Source organism: Aquabacterium humicola, from assembly GCF_030167915.1.
Taxonomy (GTDB): domain Bacteria; phylum Pseudomonadota; class Gammaproteobacteria; order Burkholderiales; family Burkholderiaceae_C; genus Pseudaquabacterium; species Pseudaquabacterium humicola.
In genome coordinates this window covers 1,869,288-1,892,105 of sequence record NZ_JARGNB010000001.1, presented here as the reverse complement: position 1 = coordinate 1,892,105, position 22,818 = coordinate 1,869,288, and the positions used below count along the sequence as shown (strand labels likewise).

16 protein-coding genes are annotated in these 22,818 nt (G+C 68.7%); 14 read left to right on the top strand and 2 right to left on the bottom strand.

From position 1 onward, the window contains the following. The first annotated feature begins 153 nt into the window (after positions 1–153). From P1K89_RS08395 to prsT, 4 genes are all read left to right on the top strand, one after another. Positions 154–1,533, top strand: a complete 1,380-nt coding sequence (locus P1K89_RS08395) for a TIGR03013 family XrtA/PEP-CTERM system glycosyltransferase (protein ID WP_284615926.1) — start codon at positions 154–156, stop codon at positions 1,531–1,533. Between the two features lie 84 nt (positions 1,534–1,617). Then, the gene (gene prsK / locus P1K89_RS08390; RefSeq protein WP_284615925.1) at positions 1,618–3,711 is read left to right on the top strand and encodes an XrtA/PEP-CTERM system histidine kinase PrsK; all 2,094 of its coding nucleotides are present in this window, start codon (positions 1,618–1,620) and stop codon (positions 3,709–3,711) included. Continuing rightward, positions 3,708–5,081, top strand: coding sequence for a PEP-CTERM-box response regulator transcription factor (gene prsR, locus P1K89_RS08385; protein ID WP_284615924.1), 1,374 nt, complete (start codon positions 3,708–3,710; stop codon positions 5,079–5,081). The genes prsK and prsR overlap by 4 nt, the downstream gene beginning before the upstream one ends. A gap of 140 nt (positions 5,082–5,221) precedes the next feature. Continuing rightward, positions 5,222–8,011: an XrtA/PEP-CTERM system TPR-repeat protein PrsT gene (gene prsT, locus P1K89_RS08380; protein ID WP_284615923.1), complete on the top strand. Its 2,790-nt coding sequence runs from the start codon at positions 5,222–5,224 to the stop codon at positions 8,009–8,011. Positions 8,012–8,249: 238 nt separating this feature from the next. On the opposite strand, the gene pepA is transcribed toward prsT, so the two are convergent. Next, entirely contained in the window at positions 8,250–9,050 is an 801-nt protein-coding gene (pepA, locus tag P1K89_RS08375; protein ID WP_284615922.1) for a flocculation-associated PEP-CTERM protein PepA, read from the bottom strand. A 251-nt stretch (positions 9,051–9,301) separates the two neighbouring features. On the opposite strand from pepA, the gene P1K89_RS08370 reads away from it, so the two are divergent. The 4 genes from P1K89_RS08370 to P1K89_RS08355 are packed head-to-tail and all read left to right on the top strand — an operon-like array spanning position 9,302 to position 14,507. Continuing rightward, positions 9,302–9,985 (top strand): class I SAM-dependent methyltransferase, encoded by a 684-nt coding sequence (locus tag P1K89_RS08370; protein WP_284615921.1) that lies wholly within the window; start codon positions 9,302–9,304, stop codon positions 9,983–9,985. A 10-nt stretch (positions 9,986–9,995) separates the two neighbouring features. Further along, a complete protein-coding gene (locus tag P1K89_RS08365) occupies positions 9,996–10,817 on the top strand; it encodes an outer membrane lipoprotein-sorting protein (RefSeq protein WP_284615920.1) in 822 nt (273 codons plus the stop codon). 17 nt (positions 10,818–10,834) lie between these two features. Then, the gene (locus P1K89_RS08360) at positions 10,835–12,160 is read left to right on the top strand and encodes a DUF1302 family protein (protein WP_284615919.1); all 1,326 of its coding nucleotides are present in this window, start codon (positions 10,835–10,837) and stop codon (positions 12,158–12,160) included. 4 nt (positions 12,161–12,164) lie between these two features. Continuing rightward, positions 12,165–14,507 carry an efflux RND transporter permease subunit gene (locus tag P1K89_RS08355; protein ID WP_284615918.1) on the top strand — a complete coding sequence of 781 codons (2,343 nt, stop codon included), beginning with the start codon at positions 12,165–12,167 and terminating at the stop codon, positions 14,505–14,507. 8 nt (positions 14,508–14,515) lie between these two features. Here the strand turns inward: P1K89_RS08355 and P1K89_RS08350 are convergent, their stop codons facing one another. Further along, positions 14,516–15,427 carry a ThiF family adenylyltransferase gene (locus P1K89_RS08350; RefSeq protein WP_284615917.1) on the bottom strand — a complete coding sequence of 304 codons (912 nt, stop codon included), beginning with the start codon at positions 15,425–15,427 and terminating at the stop codon, positions 14,516–14,518. Positions 15,428–15,732: 305 nt separating this feature from the next. On the opposite strand from P1K89_RS08350, the gene P1K89_RS08345 reads away from it, so the two are divergent. From P1K89_RS08345 to wecB, 6 genes are read left to right on the top strand one after another with little or no spacing between them, the layout of a single operon-like run. Beyond that, a complete protein-coding gene (locus P1K89_RS08345) occupies positions 15,733–16,299 on the top strand; it encodes an XrtA/PEP-CTERM system exopolysaccharide export protein (RefSeq protein WP_439897971.1) in 567 nt (188 codons plus the stop codon). A 55-nt stretch (positions 16,300–16,354) separates the two neighbouring features. Then, positions 16,355–17,935: an XrtA system polysaccharide chain length determinant gene (locus tag P1K89_RS08340; RefSeq protein WP_284615915.1), complete on the top strand. Its 1,581-nt coding sequence runs from the start codon at positions 16,355–16,357 to the stop codon at positions 17,933–17,935. A gap of 3 nt (positions 17,936–17,938) precedes the next feature. Continuing rightward, complete coding sequence (locus tag P1K89_RS08335) at positions 17,939–18,919, top strand: XrtA-associated tyrosine autokinase (RefSeq protein WP_284615914.1); 981 nt, start codon at positions 17,939–17,941, stop codon at positions 18,917–18,919. A gap of 23 nt (positions 18,920–18,942) precedes the next feature. Further along, the gene (locus P1K89_RS08330; protein ID WP_284615913.1) at positions 18,943–20,532 is read left to right on the top strand and encodes a TIGR03016 family PEP-CTERM system-associated outer membrane protein; all 1,590 of its coding nucleotides are present in this window, start codon (positions 18,943–18,945) and stop codon (positions 20,530–20,532) included. Between the two features lie 13 nt (positions 20,533–20,545). Further along, positions 20,546–21,652 (top strand): XrtA/PEP-CTERM system-associated ATPase, encoded by a 1,107-nt coding sequence (locus tag P1K89_RS08325; protein ID WP_284615912.1) that lies wholly within the window; start codon positions 20,546–20,548, stop codon positions 21,650–21,652. Next, positions 21,649–22,812 (top strand): non-hydrolyzing UDP-N-acetylglucosamine 2-epimerase, encoded by a 1,164-nt coding sequence (gene wecB / locus P1K89_RS08320; protein ID WP_284615911.1) that lies wholly within the window; start codon positions 21,649–21,651, stop codon positions 22,810–22,812. Before P1K89_RS08325 ends, wecB begins: the two co-directional genes overlap by 4 nt. Positions 22,813–22,818 lie beyond the last annotated feature (6 nt).

Here is a 22,818-nt window from a genome sequence, read left to right as displayed (position 1 = left end):
CCGGTGGCTTGTCACGCCGTCGGCTTCGAACCGGGGCACAACAACGAACCAGAGTCAGGCCAGCGGCAGGCTCGAGGGCCGCAGCGGCGCACCGATCGAAGTGCATGCCGCCAGATCAGCGGTCAGGGATGCGGCGAACTGGCGGGAGAAAGAATGATCCGGGTCTTCAACCATTACTTTCACGTCTGGACGCTGCGCCGCATCCTGTTCGACGTCGGCCTCGCGCTGTTCGCGCTGGCCGCGGTCATGATCGTGCAGGGCGGCCAGATCGGCGGGGCGACGCTGGCCGGCACCCAGGTGCTGTCGCTGGCCGCCGGCATGTTCGTCATCAACATCATCGCCGGGCTTTACCAGCGTTCCGGTCAGCGCTCCATCGGCGAGTCGTGCCTGCGCGCCGGCGTGGCGCTGGTGCTCGCGCTGACGCTGACCTATCAGGTGTTCGCGCTGCTGCCGACCGACCTCGCCAACAGCGCCGCGGTGCGCGTCTCGGCGATGCTGGTGATCTCGATGGTCATCGTGCGCCGGGTCTTCGTCGGCCACTGGACCGGCCAGGCGCGCACCGGCAACCGGGTGCTGATCTTCGGCGCCGGCCCGGCCGCGCAGATGGTCGGGGCGACGCTGAAGAATGCCGATCCGCTGGCGAAGATCGTCGGCTATTTCCCCGGCCCGAACGAGAAGCAGTCGACCGTCTCCGAAGCCGAGCGCCTGTCCGCCGAGCGCTCGCTGACCGAAACCGCGCGCGCGCACGGCGTCGACGAGATCGTCGTCGCGCTGACCGAACGCCGCTCCGGCAGCATGCCGATGCGTGAGCTGCTCGACTGCAAGCTCGCCGGCGTGCGCGTCTTCGACATCACGACCTACTTCGAGCGCATGCTCGGCCAGATCCGCATCGACTACGTCAACGCCGGCTGGCTGATCTTCGGCGACGGCTTCAACCAGGGCTTCTACCGCACCGCGGTCAAGCGCATCTTCGACATCCTCTGCTCGCTGGTGCTGATCATCGTGTCGGCGCCGGTGATGCTGCTGACCGCGATCGCCATCAAGCTCGAGAGCCGCGGCCCGGTCTTCTACCGCCAGGAGCGTGTCGGCGCCAACAGCCGCGTCTTCAAGGTCACCAAGTTCCGCAGCATGTGCACCGACGCGGAGAAGGACGGCAAGCCGGTGTGGGCGACCAAGCAGGACAGCCGCGTCACGCGTATCGGCAACATCATCCGCAAGACCCGCATCGACGAGCTGCCGCAGCTGTTCAACGTGCTCAAGGGCGAGATGAGCCTGGTCGGCCCGCGCCCCGAGCGGCCGTACTTCGTCGAGCAGCTGACGCAGGAGATTCCGTACTATGCTGTCCGCCACAGCATCAAGCCAGGTGTCACCGGTTGGGCGCAGGTCAAATATCAATACGGATCGACCGTCGAGGACTCGGCGGAAAAGCTGCAGTACGACCTGTACTACGTCAAGAACCATTCGCTGTTCCTCGACTTCGTGATCCTGTTCGAGACCGTCGGCGTCGTGCTGACGGGCAAGGGCGCGCGCTGAGCGCCGCCATGCCGCACCGGCCGCCGCGCTCGCGGCGTCCGGTCGCGAGCGTTCCGGCGCCGGCCGCGTCGCGCTGACCCGGGCATGGACTTCGCGCCGTTCGGCTACGGCGTCGCCGCGGCGCTGAACGCGGCCTTTGCGGTCTACCTGCTGCGCTCGGGCCACCTGGGCAGCCTGCGCGATCGTCCCGCTGCCGCCTTCCTCGGCGCCGTCGCCGCGACGTCCGCCTGGGGCGTGGCCGCGACGGTGGACCACTATTCCGACTGGCGCATCACCGCCGACGTGCTGTCGGGCTTCGACCTGCTGCGCTCCGCTACGTGGCTGGTCTTCCTGCTGGCGCTGGTTCGGCCGGCGGCAGTCGCTGTGCCGGTGGAGCGCCTGGGCCGAGGTGCGCTGCTGCCGATCACTGCGGGGCTCGTCGGCGTGACCGCAGCCTGCCGGCTGGCCATCGTGCTCGGGCACTCCGAGTTCGAGCGCGCAGCGCTCGCGCTGTCGCTGGCGATCGGCGTGCTCGGGCTGGTGCTGCTCGAGCAGCTGTTCCGCAACCAGACCGAAGAGACGCGCTGGAATGCAAAACCCGTCTGCCTGGCCCTGGGGTTCAGCTTCGCGTACGACGTCTACATCCACTCCGAGGCGGTCATGTTCGGCCGCTTCGACCCCGATGCGCTGAGCGTGCGCGGCGCCGTCTATGCGCTGGCGACGCCGCTGCTGTTCGTCGCGTCGCGGCGCCAGGCCTCCTGGATCAGCAACCTGAAGGTCTCGCGCACGGCGGCCTTCTATTCGGCCACGCTGCTGCTGATCGGCGCCTACCTGCTGCTGATCGCTGCGGTCGGCTACTACGTGCGCTATTTCGGCGGCCAGTGGGGCCGCGCGCTGCAGATCGCGCTGCTGTTCGCGGCGCTGCTGATGCTCGCCGTGCTGGTGCTGTCGGGCGCGCAGCGCGCGCGCCTGCGCGTCTTCCTCAGCAAGAACTTCTTCAGCTACCGCTACGACTACCGGCAGGAATGGCTGCGCTTCACCGCGATGCTGTCGACGAAGAGCTCGCCGCAGGAAGTCGGCATGCTGGTCGTGCACGGCCTGGCCGACATGGTGGAGTGCCCCGCCGGCAGCCTGTGGTCGCGCGGCCTCGACGGCGACCGCTTCGTGCAGACCGCGCGCTGGAACACGCCGGCCAGCAGCGACAGCGAGCCCGTCGACTCGCCGTTCTGCGGCTTCATGCGCGAGAAGGAGTGGATCGTCGACATCGACGAGTTCCGCGCCCAGCCGCGCCGCTACGGCGACCTGACCGTGCCGCTGTGGCTGTCGACCAGCGCGACCGCGTGGCTGGTGGTGCCGCTGCTGGTGGCCGACCAGCTGATCGGGTTCGTCGTGCTGTCGCGGCCGCGCACGGCGATCGAGCCGAACTGGGAGGTGCGCGACCTGCTGAAGATCGCGGCGCGCCAGGCGGCCGGCTTCCTCGCGCAGATGCAGGCCACCGAGGCCTTGCTGGAGGCGCGCAAGTTCGATGCCTTCAACCGCATGTCCGCCTTCGTCGTGCACGACCTGAAGAACATCATCACCCAGCTGTCGCTGATGCTCAAGAACGCGCAGCGCCTGCAGCACAACCCGGAGTTCCAGCAGGACATGCTGCTGACCGTCGAGAGCTCGCTGGAGAAGATGCGCCAGATGATGATGCAACTGCGCGAAGGCGCGAAGCCCGTCGGCGGCAGCTCCGGCGTCGAGCTCGCGCCGATGGCGCGTCGCATCGAAGCCACGGTGCAGGGCCGCGGCCGCCAGCTGGAGCTGCAACTGGTGGACGAGGTGTCGACGCGCGGACACGAGGAGCGGCTCGAACGCGTGATCGGGCACCTCGTGCAGAATGCCCTTGATGCCACACCCGCCTCGGGTAAGGTGTGGCTGCGGCTGCAGCAGTCGTCGGGGCGTGCCATGGTCGTCGTCGGCGATACCGGTGCCGGCATGTCGCGCGAATTCGTGCAGACGCGACTGTTCCGGCCCTTCAGCACGACCAAGGACAGTGGCATGGGCATCGGTGCCTACGAAAGCTTTCAATACATCAAGGAGCTCGGCGGCTCGGTCGACGTGCAGAGCGAGGTCGGCAGCGGCTCGGTCGTCACGGTGCTGCTGCCGCTGTTCGATGCACGCAAGGCGGCCGACCTGCAGATGATCACCGATCGATGAGTGCCTCCAATTCCTCGCCGCTGCTGATCGTCGAAGACGATCTCGCGCTGCAGAAGCAGATCAAGTGGTCGCTCGACCGCTTCGATTCGGTCACCGCGTCGGACCGCGAGAGCGCGCTGGTGCAGGTTCGGCGCCACCAGCCCGCCGTCGTGACGATGGACCTGGGCCTGCCGCCCGACCCCGACTCGACCTCCGAGGGGTTCGCGCTGCTGCAGCAGTTGCTGGAGATCGATCCGAACGTCAAGGTCATCGTGCTGACCGGCCAGAACGACCAGGCCAACGCATTGCGCGCGGTCGCGCTCGGCGCCTACGACTTCTTCGCCAAGCCCTTCGAGCCCGAGTTGCTGGGGCTGACGATCGATCGCGCCTACCGCCTGGCCGAGCTGCAGGGCGAGAACCGGCGCCTGCAGGCGCTGCAGCAGCCCGACGCCTTGTCCGGCCTCGTGACCCGCGATCCGGAGATGCTCAAGGTCTGCCGCCTGATCGACCGCGTCGCCAGCAGCGACGTGACGGTCCTGCTGCTGGGCGAGAGCGGCACCGGCAAGGAAGTGCTGGCGCAGGGACTGCACCAGGCCTCGAAGCGCCAGGGCCGCTTCGTGGCGATCAACTGCGCGGCGATTCCCGAGACGCTGCTCGAGAGCGAGCTCTTCGGCTACGAGCGCGGCGCTTTCACCGGCGCGAACAAGACCACGCCCGGCAAGATCGAGACGGCCCACGGCGGCACGCTGATGCTCGACGAGATCGGCGACCTGCCGCAGTCGCTGCAGGCCAAGCTGCTGCGCTTCCTGCAGGAACGCAAGATCGAGCGCCTGGGCGGCCGGCAGGAGATCGCGGTCGACGTGCGCGTGGTCTGCGCGACGCACCAGGACCTGAAGGCCCTGATCGCCGAAGGCCGCTTCCGCGAGGACCTGTACTACCGGCTGGCCGAGATCACCGTCGACATCCCGCCGCTGCGCCAGCGCCAGGGCGACGCGGTGCTGCTGGCGCACGCCTTCCTGCGGCGCTTCTCGCAGGAACAGCGGCGCGGCCAGCTGGCCTTCACCGACGACGCGCTGCGGGCCATCGAGCAGCACGCCTGGTCCGGCAACGTGCGGCAGCTGCAGAACGCGGTCAAGCGCGCAGTGATCATGGCCGACGGCGGCCGCATCACGGCCACCGACCTCGGGCTCGGCGCGCCCAAGGACGACGACGGCGACGACACCCTCGACCTGCGCCGCGTCCGCGAAGCCGCGGAGCGCAAGGCAGTGATCGCGGCACTCGGGCGCTCGAACGGCAACATCGTGCGCGCATCGGAGTTGCTCGGCGTGAGCCGGCCGACGCTGTACGACCTGATGAACCGGCTCGGCCTGAAGCAGCAGATCAGCAGCTGAGCGGATGGCTCGGGAGGTGACCGTGGGAACACAATCGTCAAGGCGGCCGGGATGCCCGGTGAACATCGTCCGATGCGCTGCGGGTTCATGAACCGGCCGTCGATCAAGAAAGCATCCGTCCCCGGAATTGCGAGGGTGAGTTGAAACCAGTTCAATTGCTGCTGGCCGGCGCCAGCCTGGCCATCGCGGCGCAACTTGGCGGCTGCAGCCGCGAGCGGTCGGCGAGCGAGTCCATCGCCTCGGCCAAAGCCTTCATCGAGAAGCACGACTTCAAGGCCGCCGGCATCGAGCTGAAGAACGCGCTGCAGAGCAACCCGCAATCGGGCGAAGCGCGCTACCTGCTTGGCCGCGCACTTTACGAGTTGGGCGAGCCGGCGATGGCCAGTGTCGAGCTCGGCAAGGCGCTCGAGCTCCAGTACTCGGAATCGCTGGTGCTGCCGCTGCTGGCCCGCTCGCTGGTTCAGGTGGGGCAGCTCAAGCGTGTCGTCGACAGTTATGCCGGCAAGCAGCTCGATCGGCCCGAAGCCACGGCCGACCTGAAGATCGCGGTGGCGATGGCGCTGAACGGGCTGCGCCGCAAGGCCGAGGCCGAGGCCATGCTCGCCGAGGCGCTGCAGATTGCGCCGAAGTACGCCGAGGCCCAGGTCTTCCAGGCGCGCATGAAGGCCGATGGCGGCGACTTCGCCGGTGCGCTGCAGCTGCTCGATGCGGTGACGACCCAGGATCCGAAGCATGCGGAGGCCTGGCGCGTGCGCGGCGACATCCTCTACGCGGCCAAGGGTGATGCCAAGGCCGCGATGACGAGCTACGAACAGGCGCTCGCGGCCAAGCCGGACGACCTGCTGGCGCACAACGCGGTGATTTCGCTGCACTTCCAGGCGCGTGACCTGAAGGCCGCGCAGGAACAGTTCAAGCGCATGCAGAAGCTGTTCCCCGGCAACGTGCAGACGCGCTTCTACGATGCCCAGCTGGCCTTCGCGCAGGGTGAACACCTGCGCGCCCGCGAGGTGCTGCTGCAGCTGGTCAAGGCGATGCCCAACAGCCTGCGCGTACTGCAGCTGGCCGGCGCCAACGAGATGGCGCTGAACGCCCTGGTGCAGGCCGAAGCCCACCTCAGCAAGGCCGTGCAATTACATCCCGAGGTGATGAACGCGCGCGTGCTGCTCGCGCGCGTTCACATGCGCAGCGGCCAGCCCGCCAAGGCGATCGGCACGCTGTCGACGCTGCTCGAGCAGCCGTCGCCGCCGGCCGAGGCGCTCTCGCTGGCCGCCGAGGCCTACCTCGAGTCGGGCGATGCACAGCGGGCGGAAGTGCTTTTCGGCCGTGCGGCGAAAGCGCGGCCGGACGACGCCAAGCTGCAGACCGGGCGTGCGCGCGCGATGCTGGCCAAGGGCCAGACCGAGGCGGCGTTCGCCGAGCTGACGCGCATCGCCGCGGTCGATCGGGGCATGGAGGCCGATCTGGCGCTGATCAGCGCAATGGTCCGACGCAACGAGCTGCCCGCGGCGCTGAAGGCGGTCGGCGAGCTCGAGCGCAAGCAGCCCGACAGTGCGTTCGTCGCCAACATCCGGGGCGACATCCTCATGCGCCAGGGCGACAACGCCGGCGCGCGCGCCGGTTTCGAGCGGGCCTTGAAGATCGACGCGGTCTACTTTCCGTCAGTCGCGGGTCTGGCGGCGCTCGACCAGCTCGAGGGCAAGACCGACGCCGCGCGCAAGCGCTTCGAAGCCGTGCTGGCGACGAATGCCAAGCATGTGCCGGCGCTGCTGGCGCTGGCCAAGCTGAGCGCCACCGCCGGCGGCAACAAGGACGAGATCGTCAAGTTGCTGCAGCAGGCACAGCAGGCCAGTCCGGCGGACATGAAGGCCCGCGCCGCGCTGATCGACTTCCACCTGGTGAGCGGCGAACCGAAGCAGGCGCTCGCTGCGGCGCGCGAGGCGGACGCGCTGGCACCGAACAACCCCGAGATCCTCGATCTGCTCGGGCGCGCGCAGGCGCTCGCGGGTGAGCCGGCTCAGGCGGTCGCCAGCTTCAACAAGTGGGCCACGATCGAGCCGCGCTCGGCGCAGCCGCACCTGCGGCTGGCGGAGCTGCATGCCGGTCGCCGCGACTGGGCTGCCGCGCAGGCCAGCTACAAGCGCGCCGCCCAGATCAACCCGGAGTCACTCGCGGTGCCGGTGGGTCTCGTGCGGCTCGAAGTCGCCAATCGCCGCTTCGACGAGGCGCGCACGATCGCGCGCACGCTGCAGGCGAAGCGCCCTGGCGCGGCGCTCGGCTATTCGCTCGAGGGCGATGTCGAGGCGACGCGCAAGCGCTGGGAGCCGGCGGCGTCGGCTTATCGCACGGCGGTGTCGAAGAGCGATGCAACGACCGACGTCGCGGACAAGCTCTACGTGACGCTGATCGCCGCCGGCAAGCCCGACGCAGCCGAGGCGGCCGCCGCGGACTGGCTGAAGGCCCACGCAGGCGACGTGCGTTTCCTGTTCAACCTCGGCCGCATGGCCCTGACGCGCAACGAGCTCGCGAAGGCCGAAGCGCGTTTCAACGAGGTCCTGAAGCATCGGCCCGATTACGCGCCCGCGCTCAACAACATCGCGTGGATCATGGTTCAGCAGGGCCGGCCGGGCGCGGTCCCGCTGGCCGAACGCGCCGTCGGGCTGATGCCTGCCGTTCCGCACATGCTGGACACCCTGGCGATGGCGCTGGCCGCTGAAGGAAAGCTTGACCGGGCCATCAGCGTTCAGAAGGATGCGGTCGCGAAGGCTGGTACGGCCGGGGCGGCTTTCACGCTCGGTCTGGCCCGGCTGTACGTCAAGGCGGGTCGGAACGACGAGGCTACGGCCGAGCTGAAGAAGCTCGCGGCGCTGGGCGACAAGTTCCCTCAGCAGGCTGAAGTCTCCAAGCTCCTGCAGTCGGCTGCGTCGCGCTGACTGGACAGTAGACCAGGCCCGCGGACCATGCCCGCCGGCCAAGCCTGCAGCCCTGGCCGGCGGCGGCAGGCCGTGAAGCCGTGGCAAGGCACCAGGTTCTGCCGCCACCGCCATGCAGCAATCGCTTCCGGTCTGACGCGTTGATCGGCAGCGAACAGGCAAGAAAAAAGCCGCAGCAAGCTGCGGCTTCTTCATTCCCCGCCCGTCGACTGAGTCAACGGGCAGTGCGGGCGAGGCCTCAGGCCTTGCGGCGGCGAACGGCGCCGATGCCCAGCAGGGCGATACCGGCCAGGGCCAGCGTGCCGGGTTCCGGAACGGTGGTGAACACCGTGTCCATCGAGCCGTTGATCACTTGCGTGCCGGACACGTCGAAGTTGTTCAGCTGGCCCGACTCGAACGACACGTTGTAGAACGGCACCGGGCTGGTGAAGAAGCCCGCGCCGGCGGCCGTCAGGTTGAACGAGGTGCTCTGGCCGAAGCTGCCGCAGTTGATGCCGGGGTCGCAGGTCGGCAGGCTCGGATCCAGGTTGCCTTCGCCGCTGATCGCCGTGCCGGTGGCCAGCAGGACGTCATCACCGCTGAGGCCGGTCGTCCAGGCGCCGCTGCCGCTGCCCGGTTGCACGAAAGTGGTGTTCTGGTCGTCGTCCAGGTACACCGACAGCGAACCGCCGGTCAGCGTGAAGGTGGTGACACCGCCCGCCGAAGCGAACGTGCCCGTGCCCTGGAAGAAGGCGTACAGGCCGTAGCCGAACAGGCTGCCGAGGCCGGTGGTGGCGCCGCTCAGCGCGGTGACGCCGTCATCGGCGACGAACTGGCCGGCGTTCCAGCGCAGCGAGACGTCGAACGTGCCGGGACCGGTGAAGGTGACCACTTCGACGTAGTTGCCGGTGATCTTGTCGGCAGTGAACGGGCTGTAGAAGCCGCTGCCGTAGGCGCCGGGGGTGACGCCGAAGTCCGGGAAGGTAGCCGCATTCGCCGCGCCAACGGCGAAGATCGAGGCCGCCCCGAGGACTGCTGAGACGATCTTGTTCAATTTCATGGGTGCTCCTTAGTCTGGATAGTGACCTAGAGGACGGTCGCACTCAAGTTAGCAAAGCCTGTGCCAAACAAAAAAACCCCGTGAAATCAAGCGGATGGCTGCGGCGACCGGTGTCGGTGGCGACGGACTGTAAAAGCATTCGACAGGCAGTCCGCCGCGGGAACGGGCTGATTGTGGGCAGAATGCAACCCTCCGAGAAGATCGTTCCGCGACCTCGAGACTCCACCTCGAACGACAAGAGGACACGCAGCATGGACCGAACGCCGACGGGCAGTGGCAAGACGCGGGACGAGATCGCCGAAGCCTACAAGTCCGAGCCCTGGTGGTACGACGTTCGCGGCTTCTTCATCCTCACCTTCGCCTACAACAGCACCCTGGGCAAGCAGCTTCGGCTGTTCGGTCCGAACTTCGGTCCCCGGCATCTGGAAGTCGCCTGCGGTACCGGCACGCTGCTGGAGCTCGTGCTGCGGTGGCGGCGCTGGAAGAAGCTGCCCGACGTCGACATCACCGGCATCGACTACGCCGAGTCGATGCTGCGCGGCGCGATGCACCGCTTTCGCGGCAAGCCGAACCTGCACTTCCAGCACGCCGATGCGGCGGCGCTGCCGTTTGACACCGGCCATTTCGACACGGCCAACATCGCGAACTCCATCCACTGCTTTCCGGCCGTGGACGCCGCCTTGCGCGACATTCAGCGCGTACTGAAGCCCGGCGGCACGCTCGCCGCCAACGTGTTGCTCTATCCGCGCGGCATCCAGCCGCTGCGCGCGATCGCGCAGCGCATCAATGACTGGGGCATGCGCAAAGGTATTCTCTATACGCCGTACGAACGCGAGGACATCCGGCGCCGCATCGTCGCCGCGGGATTCGAGATCGCCCGCGAAGAGGTGTCTGGCAACTGCTACAACGTGCTGGCGCGAAAGCCGGCCGCCTGAAGGAGGGTTCATGAACCAGCCGCCACGCTGCGGCCGCCGTGACGTGCTGGGTCTGCTGGCCGCGGCCGTCGGGGGCGCGCTCGCGACGCCCGCGCACGCCGATGAAGGCCTGCGGCTCGCGACCCTGCTGCACGACCGCCCGAGCGGCCGCGACGCGACCGCCGCGACGCGCATGGAACTCGTCGACAAGAGCGGTTCGCGGCGCGTGCGCGAACTCGTGTCCTACCGGCTCGAGCGCGGCAAGGGCGACTTCGCGAACATGATCCGTTTCCTGAATCCGCCGGACATCGCCGGCGTCGGGCTGCTCAGCCTCGACAAGCCCGACGGCAGCAACGAGCAGTGGCTGTACCTGCCGGAGCTCGACCGCGTGCGCCGCGTGGCCGGCGAGCGCAAGGGGGGCCGCTTCGTCGGCTCGGACATCTATTTCGAGGATCTGCAGACGCGCAAGCCCTCGGCGGACCAGCACCGCGTGCTGCGCCAGGAATCCCAAGGCGGCGTCGCCTGCCAGGTGCTGGAGAGCGTGCCGACAGAGCCCGGCAATTCGACCTATCGGAAGCGGCTGGTCTGGGTCGACGTGGCCAATGCGATGGCCATGCGGGTGGACTACTTCGAGAAGAGCGACAGCGAGCCGAGCAAGCGCTGGCTCCTGCTGGCGCGCAAGGAAATTCAGGGCATCCTGACGGTGACCGACAGCAAGACGGTGGACCTTGCCACCGGCCACGAAACGCGCCTGCTGGTCGAGTCGGTCAAGTACGATCGCCGGCTGCCCGCGCGGCTGTTCTCATCGCAGATGCTGGCCGACGACAGCCTGGAATCGAGGTACCGCCCGTGACGACAAGAACCCGAGCGTTGCTCGCGACCCTGCTGATCGCCCTGGCCACCGCCGATGGCGCGGCATTCGCGCAAACCGCCACCCCCGCCGAAGACGAGGACGATCCGCCGGCAGCCCCGCGCAAGCCGCGGGAGGCGCGCGGCACCGCGAAGCTGCGCTTCGGCGTCGACGCGGTGCGGCTGGAGGCCGGGCACTGGCCGTCGGCGCCCGAAGCGGAGCGGGGCGCGACGCTGCGCGCGCAACCCTTCCTGCAATGGCAACCCGACCGCCGCTGGGAGCTGCGCCTGGGCGCGCGCCTCGATGCCGACTGGCAGGATGGCGGCCCCCGGACCTTCGATCGTGCGACGGCCGACTGGGGCGACAGCTACCTGCGCCTGCGGCACGAGGACACGCGCGTCACCGTCGGCGCGCAGACGATCGTGTGGGGCCGCGTCGACGCGGTGCCGGTGATCGATCGTGTCAGCCGCGTCGACCTGCGGCGCTTCGCGCTCGATGAACTGTCCGAGCGCCGGCTGCCCCAGTGGGCCGTGCGATGGGAGCAGACGCTCGGCGAGGTCAAGCTCGACGCCGTCTGGCTGCCCCGTTTCCAGGCGGCCGCCTTTCCCGTCGACGGCAGCGTCTGGCATCCGGTGAACCGGGCCCGCGCGCAGGTGATCGGCGTCGAGCCGGCGCCGGCACTGGCGCCGTTCTTCCGCGGCGCGCGCATCGAGCAGCAGGAGGACGGCAGTGGTGGTGTCGCGCTGCGTGCCACCCGCGCCGGTGACTCGCTGGACCTGGGCCTCACGGTCGCCCACACCCGGCAGCCCCTGCCGTATTTCCGCCTCGAGCCGGCGCAGGGGCGGCTGGTGTCGCTGCATCCCTACACGCGTTTCGCGGCCATCGACGGGGAGATGGCCGTCGGCGGCGCCACCTTTCGCATGGAACTGGGCTACACGCTCGATCAGCCGCTCACCGCGCGTGACGGCCGCATGCTGCGAGCGCACGCGCTCGACTGGATCGGTGCGGTGGAATTCTTTCCCGGCGGCAAGGACACGCGGGTGAACCTGCAGCTGGTGGCGCACGAGGCGCGTGTCGACGAGCCGGTGCTCGAGGTCAAGCGCTTCGTCGGTGCCAACGGCGAGGTGGAAACGCGGTTCGGGCAGGACCGCTGGAAGGCGTCGATGCGCTTTGCGGTCGGCTTCAACGTGCGCGACACCTATGTCGCGCCGCGGCTGGCCTTCATCGGCTGGGAGCCGCACGAGTTCTACGTCGCCGCCCACCTGTTCAGCGGCGAGGACCGCGCATTGGCCGGCTTCCACCGTCAGCACGACGCCCTGGTGATCGGCGTCAAGACCAAGTTCTGACGGCGTGTTCGGCCTGCTGTTCACCCCGCATCGCCGGCATGCCCGGCCGATGCAGCACCGGGTGCTGTCGTGGCCGCTGGCGCTGCTGATCGTCGTGTTGATCCACGTCGTCGGCGGCTGGTTCGTCATCGACCTGCGGTTCAACAATTCGCCCGAGGTCTACTACGCGGCCGGCTCGCCGGCGGTGCAGGTGCACGACGAGCTGCGCCGCTCGTTCCCGAACGACGAGCTGCTCACGGTCGTCTTCCAGGGCCCCGATCTCTACACCATCGACTTCCTGAAGCGGCTCGATCGCTTCGTGACCGACCTGGAGGGGCATGCGCTGATCGATCGCGTCGCGGCCGTCACCTCGGTGGAGAAGATTTCCGGCACCTCGGACGGCTTCGCGGTCGGCAAGCTGATCGACGTCAAGACGCTCAAGCGCGAGACGCCCGCCGAGTTGCAGCGCCGCGTCGCGCGCGACCGCTTCGCGCTCGGCACCGTGGCCTCCCGCGATCCGCAGTACCTGGCCGTCGTCGTGCGGCCGAAAGTGCTGACCGAAAGCAGCGAACGCCTGGCGCTGAAGCTGGCGGTGACCGCAAAGATCATCAGCCACGACCTGCGCAGCTACTACGCGGGCGACGCCGGTCCGATCACGATGGATGTCGTGCAGCTGCAGTCGATCTTCGACGACTCGGCGATCTTCGTGCCGCTGACCTTCGCGCTGGCGCTGGGGCTGATGTGGTGGCTCGTCGGTCGCTGGCGGCCGGTGGTGATCGGCGCGGTGGCGATGTCCACGGTGATCGTGCCGACGATCGCGGCGATCGTCATCGCCGGGCAGCCCTATACGATGGCCACCGCCATCCTGCCCTCGCTGCTCGCGGCCTACACGTCGGCGACGCTGCTGCACTTCTACGCGGCCGTGCAGCAGGGCCATGCAGCCGGCCTGTCGCGCGGACGCAGCGTCGACCAGGCGCTGGACGACACGCTCAAGCCCGGCCTGTTCAACGTGCTGACGACCAGCGCCGGCCAGCTGAGCCTGATCTTCGTGCCGATCCCGCCGATCCAGGTCTTCGGCATCGCCGGTGCGCTCGGCACGATCTTCGTCTTCATCACCGTCTTCTTCCTGGTGCCGCCGTTCCTTCGGCACTGGGACAACCGGCGCTGGCCGGACCGCGCCTCGGGACTCGGCCGCTTCGGCACGCTCGCGCGGCGGCTGGCGCTGTTCAGCATGCGGCATCCGAAAGGGGTGATCGGCGGCTCGATCGTGGTGCTGCTGGTGTGCGCGCCGATGCTGCTGCGGCTGGAGGTCGAGTCGGACCTGCTGGCCTTCTTCCGGCCCGAGCACCCGGTCAGCCGCCACACCCAGCTGATCGAGTCGAAATTCACCGGCGTCACCAGCGTCGAGGTCCTGCTCGTCGGCGACCGGTCCGACAGCCTGCAGAACCTGGCGACGCTGCGCTCGATCCGCCGTTTCCAGCAGTGGCTGGAGCAACTGCCCACGGTCGACCGCGCGCGGTCGATGGTCGACCTGGTCGAGGAGATGCACTGGGCCATGAGCGGCGAGAAGCCCGGCGCGAAAGGCATGCTGCCGCCGACCGACCGCCTGCTGCGGCAGTACCTGCTGGTCTATGACGGCCGTGACCTGTCGGAGCTGGTCGACCGCGACTTCCAGCGCGCGCGCATCCTGCTGAGCCTGAACGTGCACGGCGCGCGCGGCATCTCGGCGAGCATCCAGCAGATCCGGGACTACGTGAAGCAGAACCCGCTGCCCGGCCTGCGGGTGGAGATCGGCGGTTATGGCCGGCTCTTCGCCGACCAGTCCGACCTGCTGATCTCGGGGCAGATCAACAGCTTCGCCAGTGCGTTCCTGCAGATCTTCATCATGATGCTGGTGCTGTGGCGCTCGGTCAGCGCGGCCGGCATCTGCATGGTGCCCAATCTCGCGCCGCTGTACTTCGTCTTCGTCGTGATGGGGGCGCTGCATGTCTACATCGACACCGCGACGGTGATGATCGCCAGCCTCGTGCTCGGCATCACCGTCGACGACACGATCCACATCTACCACCACTACCGCAACCGGCTGCGCGAAGGGGCGGCACCGGTCTGGGCGATCGCCCGCAGCTTCGCGTCGACCGGGCGTGCGGTGCTGGCGATCGCCGTGCTGCTGGTGAGCCAGTTCGCGCTGCTCGCCTGCTCCAAGTTCATCCCGACCTCGAACTTCGGCCTGATGACGGCTGTCGGCCTGCTCGCGGGTCAGGTCTTCGAACTGCTGCTGCTGCCGGCGTTGCTGCTGCTGAAGGACGGGCGCAAGGCGCCGCAGGCCCTGGCCAGCCCGGAGACCGAGGTGCCGTCGACGCGGCTCTGATCCGGTCTTCAGCGCACCCGCGCGGCCTCCTCGGCGCGCATGCGCGCCAACTGGCGGCGGCCGATCATCATCGCCAGCCGTTGCAGCGGGTGCCGGTTGCCGCCCGGGCGCCAAGTGTGGGAGACGCGGTTGCGGTAGGCGTCGAACTGCACGCCGTGCGGCGCGGCGATCACCCGCGCGCGGGCGCCGCCGCTGCGGCCGGCGCCGAGCAGGATCTTCAGCGTCTCGGTGCCGGCGACGCCGGCGCACAGCTGGCAGCCCATGATCGTCGACGGGGTGCGCCGCTCGGCGAGGCTGACGACCGACGGGTCGACGAGGTAGCCCTGGTGCAGCCGCGCGGGCGCAAGCCCGACCAGGAAGCGCAGCGCCTTCTCGTCGTCTGGCTGGTCGCCCCACTGGAAATAGTCCTCGAAGGACATCTGCCCGGGCAGGAAGTTGAGCAGCCCGGCCCCCATGCCCAGCGGTGCGACCGTGACGGCCGGCACCTTCAGCCGGTCGCAGGCCGCGAAGGTGAGCTGGCGCGCCGAGAAGGCGAAGAAGTCGAGGCCGTCGACGTAGGCATCGGCGCCGCCGATGAAGCGCTCGACGTTGTCGGCGGACACGCCGGCCGGAAAGCGCTCGATCTCCAGTTCGGGATTGATGTCCAGCGCCATCTCGGCGAGCACGTCGACCTTCGGCCGCCCGAGTGCCGAGATGGTGGCGCCGGCCTGCCGGTTGAAGTTGGCGATGTCGAAGGTGTCGAAGTCGGCGATGCGGAAGCGCCCGATGCCCAGCCGCGCCAGCGTCAGCAGGTGCACGCCGCCGACCCCGCCCATGCCGGCGATCGCGACGCAGGACCGGCGCAGGCGCTCCTGCTCGGGCTTCGTCACCCAGCCGATGTTGCGCGAAAACGCGTCGGCATAGGCAAAGGACGTGGGCATCGTCGGGCTTCCATTGGTTTTGGGGGGGTATCCAAAGTTTGCCGCATGGCATCGACCCAAGCGTGACTTTTGTGCCGTGCGCCATCTGCAGCGCCCACAGGCATCTATGCCATCATTGCGGCCCGCGCCTCGGGAGGGCGCCGTGTCGTATTGCTTGTGCCGAGCTGTCTTCGAGGCGGGCCGCGAAAGGCGGTCAGGCCGGTTCCGGGCCTCGGTCTTTTCACAATGGGGAGTCGCGCGTGAAGTCGATCGCAGGTGTGTTCGGTAGGGCTGGTCGTTGGCTGCTTCTCGGGGTCGCCGTGGGTTTGCTGGCCGCATGCGCCGGCACCGGATCGCATCCGCCGGCGCCCGCGCAGGCCGACACGCAGAACTACAACTACCTGATCGGCCCCGGCGACACCCTGCAGATCACCGTCTGGCGCAACGCCGACCTGTCGATGACGGTGCCGGTGCGCCCGGACGGCAAGATCGCCACGCCGCTGATCGACGAGCTGATGGCGCAGGGCAAGACCTCGACGGACCTGGCGCGCGACATCGAGAAAAGCCTGTCGAAGTACGTGCGTGATCCGGTCGTGACCGTGATCGTCACCGGCTTCGTCGGCCCCTACAGCGAGCAGATCCGCGTCGTCGGCGAAGCCGCCAAGCCGCAGTTCCTGCCCTACAAGCAGAAGATGACGCTGCTCGACGTGATGATCGCCGTCGGCGGCCTGACTGATTTCGCCGACGGCAACGGCGCCACGATCCTGCGCAGCGCCGAGGGCAACAAGCAGTACTCGGTGCGCCTGAAGGACCTGATCAAGCGCGGCGACGTGTCGGCCAATGTCGAGATGAAGCCGGGCGACATCCTGATCATCCCGCAGGGCCTGTTCTGACCGCGCGGTCCCGCGACGCGTCCCCGAACCTGAAGCCGGCTCAACCAGAAGTGCCATGGAAGACCTGATCAACCAACTCACGACGATCCTCCGCCGGATGTGGAAATTCCGCTGGCCGGCGCTGATCTCCGCGTGGGTCGTCGGCATCGCCGGCGCCGTCGTCGTCTTCTACGTGCCGGACAAGTACGAGGCCACCGCGCGCATCTTCGTCGACACGCAGTCGATCCTGAAGCCGCTGATGTCGGGCCTGACCGTGCAGCCGAACGTCGAGCAGCAGGTCGTGATGCTCAGCCGCACGCTGATCAGCCGGCCGAACGTCGAGAAGCTGATCCGCATGGCCGACCTCGACCTGAAGAACGAGTCGAAGGCCCAGCAGGAAGCGCTGATCGAGAACCTGACCAAGTCGCTCGAGATCCGCGGTACCAATCGCGACAACCTCTATTCGCTGAGCTACCGCGACGCCGACAAGGAGAAGGCCAAGCGCGTGATCCAGTCGCTGGTCTCGATCTTCGTCGAGTCCAGCCTCGGCGCGAGCCGCAAGGACACCGACTCGGCCAAGGTCTTCCTGAACGAGCAGATCAAGACCTACGAGGCCAAGCTCGAGGAGGCCGAGACGCGGCTGAAGGAATTCCGGCTGCGCAACATCGACATGCAGACGGCGGACGGCCGCGACTCCGCGTCACGCCTGGGCGAGATCAGCAAGCAGCTGGAGCAGGCGCGGCTCGAACTGCGCGAAGCCGAGAACGCGCGCGAGGCCGCGAAGCAGCAGCTCACCGCCGAGCGGCAGGCCAATACCAGCGTCTCGCAGAGCCTGCTGCAGGAATCTGCGGTCAGTGTCGCGACGCCCGAGCTGGACGCCCGCATCGCCGAACAGAAGCGCATCCTCGACGCGCTGCTGCAGCGCTACACCGAGCAGCATCCCGACATCATCAGCACGCGCCGCCTGCTGAAGGACCTCGAGGAGCAGAAGAAGAAGGAAGTCGCCGAGCAGCGCAAGCTCGCGCTGTCGCAGCCCGCCAGCGGCGGCACGCAGCAGGCCGGCCTGGCCGCGCAGGAGCTGGGCCGCCTGCTCGCCACCTCGGAAGTCCAGGTCGCCGCGCTGCGCGCGCGCGTTGCCGAGTACTCGAACCGCTACGCGCAGGCCAAGGCGGCGCTGAAGACCTCGCCGCAGATCGAGGCCGAGGCCGCGCAATTGAACCGCGACTACGCGATCATCAAGAAGAACTACGAGGACCTCGTCGCCCGTCGCCAGGCCGCGGTGATGTCCGGCGACCTCGACGTCGCTTCCGGCGTGGCCGACTTCCGCCTGATCGACCCGCCGCGCGTGTCCTCGCGTCCGGTGTCGCCGAACCGCTTCCTGCTCTACCCGCTCGCGCTCGCCGCGGCGCTCGGCGTGGGCCTGTTCGTGGCTTTCGCCGCCAGCCAGCTGCGCCCGGTCTACGACGCAGCCTACGAGCTGCGCGCGAAGACCGGCCTGCCGGTGCTCGGGGTGGTGTCGCTGGTGCTCAGCGACGACGATACCCGCAAGTCGCGGGTCGACCTGCTGCGCTTCCTGGCCGGATCGGGCAGCCTGGTCGGTGTCTACGTGATCGGGCTGATCGCGCTGACGATCGTCGTCAGCAGGCAGGTGGGTTGAACGATGAGCAGCTTGATCGAACAGGCCGCGCGGCGTCTCGCGCAGATCCGCGAATCCGGCATCGAGATCCCCGGCGAGGCGCCGGCGGCCGACACCGTGACGCCGACGGCCACCGCGCCCGGCGACCTCATGTCGCCGCGCTACGCCGCGACGCCGGTCGCGCCGCCGCTGGTCACGCCGCCGGCGCCGTCGGGCCTTGTCGCCCGGCCGGCCGAGGAGCCGGCCGTCACGTCGCGCCGCGTCGAGCTCGACCTCGACCAGCTGGCGGCGATCGGCATCGTCACGCCCAACGCGCCGCGCTCGAACGTCGCCGACCAGTACCGCGTCATCAAGCGCCCGCTGATCCTCAATGCGATCGGCAAGGGGGCGGTGCCGCTGAACCACGGCAACCTGATCATGGTGACCAGCGCCTTGTCCGGCGAGGGCAAGAGCTTCACGTCGATCAACCTCGCGATGAGCATCGCCGCCGAGCTCGACCACACGGTGATGCTGGTCGACGCCGACGTCGCGCGGCCGTCGGTGCTGCGCATGCTCGGCCTGCCGCCGGGCCCCGGCCTGCTCGACCTGCTGGAGGGCCGCGCCGAGATGTCGCAGGTGCTGATGCGCACCAACATCGACAAGCTGACGCTGCTGCCGAGCGGTTCACCGCACCCGCGCGCCACCGAGCTGCTGGCCAGCGACTCGATGCGCCAGCTGCTCGACGACATCGCGACGCGCTACCACGACCGGATCGTGATCTTCGATTCTCCGCCGCTGCTGCTGACCACCGAATCGCGCGTGCTGGCCTCGCACATGGGCCAGATCGTCGTCGTCGTGCATGCCGGCAAGACGCTGCAGGCGGACGTGCAGCACGCGCTGTCCACGATCGAATCCTGCCCGGTGCGGCTGATGCTGCTGAACAAGGCGCAGAGCAACGCCCACGGGGCCTACGGTTATTCGTACGGCTACGGCAGCTACGGCGACCCCGAACAGATGCCCGGCTGAAGCCGGCGTGCCCTGACCTGATGATGCATCCAGCCACTGGAGACTGCGATCGTGCCTGTCTGCCGCGCCGGCGCCTGTGGCCGCTGGCGTTGCTGCTGGCCGCGTCCGGCGTCGGGGCGCAGCAGGCCCAGCAGGTGCAACCGACGCGGCAGGCCGCCGAACAGGGGGCGACGGGCCAGCGCGGTCGTGCGCTGACGGTCGACATGAGCGCATCGGTCACGGAGACGCTGACCGACAACGCGATGCTGCGCGACAGCGAGAAGCGGTCCGACGCGATCACCCAGCTGTCGGCCGGCATCAACGCCGCGCTGCGTTCCGATCGCGTCAACGGCGTGCTCGACTACCAGCTCACCGGCACCGTGCACGCGCGCGAGTCGAAGTCCGACAAGGTCGGGCAGGCCCTGCGCAGCGCGGTGAACGCGGTGCTGATCGAGAACCTGTTCTACCTCGACGGGGCCGCATCGATATCGCGCCAGGCGATCTCCGCCTTCGGCATCCAGGACGTCGGCCGTTCGCTCGACAACCCGAACACCACCGAGGTGCGCAACCTGTCGCTCACGCCCTCGCTGCGCGGGCGCATCGGCAGCAGCGCCGTCTTCGACGCGCGCGTCAACTTCGCCCACCAGTCGACCGAGGGCAGTTCGCGCGGCGACCTGAGCACCCGCACCGAATCCTTGTCGATCGGCGCCCGGCCCGGCGTGCGCCTGGGCTGGAATGCCAGCCTCGTGCGCAGCAACTACAAGTTCAAGAACGGCCGCACGACGCAGGACACGCGCGCGCTGGCCGGACTGGTCTTCCAGCCCGACCCGAGCCTGCGCTTCAACGCGAGCCTCGGCCGCGAAGAGAACGACATCACGACGCTGGGCGCGAAGAACAACAACACCTGGGGCGTCGGCGTGGTCTGGGTGCCGAGTCCGCGCACCTCGCTGTCGGCGACGCGAGACCACCGCTTCTTCGGCGACGCGCACAGCGTCAGCTTCGTGCACCGCGAAGCCCGCACGACCTGGCGCTTCACCAGTTCCCGCGACCTGCAGAACGCCCAGCCCAACCAGGCCACGACGGTGCTGCAGGATGCGTTCCAGTTGCTGGACGACCTGCTCGCCAGCCAGGTGCCCGATCCGGTCCAACGACGCGACATCGTCCTGAAGTACATGGAGCAGAGGGGCATCCCGGCCTCGGCCGTGGTCAACGCGTCCTTCCTGAACTCGGCCGTCACGTTGGTGAGCCGCCAGGAGCTCGGTTTCGGCTGGCAGGGCGTGCGCAGCAACGCGCTGTTCACCGCGTACCGCAGCGACTCCCGCCGCGTCGACGGCGTGTCCAGCGTCTTCGACGACCTGACCACCGACCCGGCGGTCCGCCAGCAGGGCGCGGCACTGACACTCGGCCATCGCCTGACCCCGGTCGCCGGCATCAGCATGACGCTGACCTGGCAGCGCAGCCGCGGCGCCAGCGAGACCCGCAACAACGAGCTGACGTCGGCCACGCTGAACTGGACCACGCGTCTCGGCCCGTCGAGCAACTTCTCGCTCGGCGCGCGCCACGTCGAGTTCGACACCCAGCAGAACCCCTACAACGAGAACGCGGTCTTCGCCACGTTCGGCGTGCGGTTCTGAACAGCGCACCGCCATGTACGAAGCGTTCTACGGGCTCAGCAACAAGCCCTTCCAGCTCAACCCGGACCCGAGCTTCTACTTCGGCAGCAAGCAGCACCGGCGCGCGAAGGCCTACCTCGACTACGGCGTCTCGCGCAACGAGGGCTTCATCGTCATCACCGGCGAGATCGGCGCCGGCAAGACCACGCTGCTGCGCGCGCTGATCGACGGCCTGCACGGCTCGAACGTCATCGTCGGCCACCTGGTGACGACCCAGCTCGGCGCCGAGGACACCTTGCGCATGGTCGGCGCCGCCTTCGGCTTCCGGGTCAAGGACGTGCCGAAGTCCGAGCTGCTGATCACCCTCGAGGCCTTCCTGATCAGCCAGACCAGCAAGGGCAAGCGCTGCCTGCTGATCGTCGACGAGGCGCAGAACCTGACGCCGCGGGCGGTCGAGGAGCTGCGCATGCTGTCGAACTTCCAGTTCGGCAACCAGGCGCTGATGCAGAGTTTCCTGGTCGGCCAGCCCGAGTTCCGCGAGATCCTGCAGCGGCCCGAGATGGAGCAGTTCCGCCAGCGTGTCGCGGCCACCTGCCACATCGGCCCGCTCGACGCCGAGGAGACGCAGCACTACATCGAGCACCGCCTGAAGTGCGCCGGCTCCACCGGCAAGCCCAGCTTCGAGGCCGACGCCTTCACCGCGATCCACCAGGCCAGCGGCGGCATCCCGCGCCGCATCAATTCGGTCTGCGATCGCCTGCTGCTGCTGGGCTTCCTGGCCGGCAAGTCGCACCTGGCCAAGGCCGACGTCGACGAAGTGATGCGCGACATCGCGCAGGAATCGGCGCTGCCCGCCGCGCCCGCGGTGCCGGCGGTGCGCACGACGGCGGGCGCCGTCGGCGGCAGCAGCGACGTGATGGAGCTCGATGTCGACCTCACGCAGCTGAAGCTCGATCCCGAGGCGGCCGGCGCGATGTCGCGCCAGCTCGCCAGCCTCACCGCCGAACAGCGCGGCGACCAGCTGCAGCGCCTGGAGCGCGGCTTGCTGCGCCTGGAGCGCACCAACCTGCAGATCCTGGCGATGCTGCAGCAGCTCGTTGGCGCGCTCGCCAAGCCCGGCAGCGACCCCAAGAAACCATGACCTCCACTTCCGCCTCCTCACCCGCTGCGATCGGCCCGGTGATCTGCGTCGTCGGCGCACGTCCCAACTTCATGAAGATGGCGCCGATCCTGCGCGCGCTGGCCGCGCACGAGCCGCCGATCCCGGCGCTGCTGGTGCACACCGGCCAGCACTACGACCACGGCATGAGCCACCAGCTCTTCGTCGACCTGAAGCTGCCGCAGCCGGACATCAACCTCGAGGTCGGCTCGGGCAGCCATGCGGTGCAGACGGCCGAGGTGATGCGCCGCTTCGAGCCGGTGATCGACGAGCACAAGCCGAGCTGCGTGCTGGTGGTCGGCGACGTCAACTCCACGCTCGCCTGCACGCTGGTGGCGGTCAAGCGCAGCGTGCCGGTCGCCCACGTCGAGGCCGGCCTGCGCAGCTACGACCGCAAGATGCCGGAGGAGATCAACCGGGTGCTGACCGACCAGGTCGCCGACCGGCTCTACACCACCGAGCGCAGCGCCGCCGACAACCTGCTGCGCGAGGGCGTGGCGTCCGAGCGCATCGTCTTCAGCGGCAACGTGATGATCGATTCGCTGCTCGACAGCCGCGAGCGTGCGCGCAGCGCCGCCGACACGCTGCGCCAGCACGGGCTCGATCCGGCGCTGCTCGTGCACCCGAAGGGCTACGGCGTCGTCACGATGCACCGGCCGTCGAACGTCGACGATGCCAACACGCTGCGTGCGCTGCTCGAGACGCTGCAGCAGGTGTCGCAGCAGCTGCCGCTGGTGTTCGCGATGCATCCGCGCACCCGCTCCAACATCGAGCGCTTCGGCCTGAACGGCCTGCTCGACCCGGCGCGCGTGGCGGTGCTGCCGCCCCAGGGCTACCTCGAGATGGTCGGCCTGATGGGCGGCGCCACGCTGGTGCTGACCGACTCCGGCGGCCTGCAGGAAGAGACCACCGCGCTGGGCGTGCCGTGCCTGACGATGCGCGAGAACACCGAGCGCCCGATCACCGTCGAGCAGGGCACGAACACCATGGTCGGCCGCGACCGTGCAGCAATTCTCGCCGGCGTCACCGACATTCTCGAAGGGCGTGGCAAACGCGGCCGAGTGCCGGAATACTGGGACGGTCATGCGGCCGAGCGCATCGCGGCCGATCTGTGGCCCTGGCTGCAAGCTGGCGGCCACTAGCCGATC

Coding starts and splice junctions, on each gene's coding strand:
- wecB (WP_284615911.1), top strand. CDS start 21,649: ATGACCTCCACTTCCGCCTCCTCACCCGCTGCGATCGGCCCGGTGATC.
- P1K89_RS08335 (WP_284615914.1), top strand. CDS start 17,939: ATGAGCAGCTTGATCGAACAGGCCGCGCGGCGTCTCGCGCAGATCCGC.
- P1K89_RS08350 (WP_284615917.1), bottom strand. CDS start 15,427: ATGCCCACGTCCTTTGCCTATGCCGACGCGTTTTCGCGCAACATCGGC.
- P1K89_RS08370 (WP_284615921.1), top strand. CDS start 9,302: ATGGACCGAACGCCGACGGGCAGTGGCAAGACGCGGGACGAGATCGCC.
- P1K89_RS08330 (WP_284615913.1), top strand. CDS start 18,943: ATGCATCCAGCCACTGGAGACTGCGATCGTGCCTGTCTGCCGCGCCGG.
- prsK (WP_284615925.1), top strand. CDS start 1,618: ATGGACTTCGCGCCGTTCGGCTACGGCGTCGCCGCGGCGCTGAACGCG.
- pepA (WP_284615922.1), bottom strand. CDS start 9,050: ATGAAATTGAACAAGATCGTCTCAGCAGTCCTCGGGGCGGCCTCGATC.
- P1K89_RS08340 (WP_284615915.1), top strand. CDS start 16,355: ATGGAAGACCTGATCAACCAACTCACGACGATCCTCCGCCGGATGTGG.
- P1K89_RS08365 (WP_284615920.1), top strand. CDS start 9,996: ATGAACCAGCCGCCACGCTGCGGCCGCCGTGACGTGCTGGGTCTGCTG.
- P1K89_RS08325 (WP_284615912.1), top strand. CDS start 20,546: ATGTACGAAGCGTTCTACGGGCTCAGCAACAAGCCCTTCCAGCTCAAC.
- prsR (WP_284615924.1), top strand. CDS start 3,708: ATGAGTGCCTCCAATTCCTCGCCGCTGCTGATCGTCGAAGACGATCTC.
- P1K89_RS08395 (WP_284615926.1), top strand. CDS start 154: ATGATCCGGGTCTTCAACCATTACTTTCACGTCTGGACGCTGCGCCGC.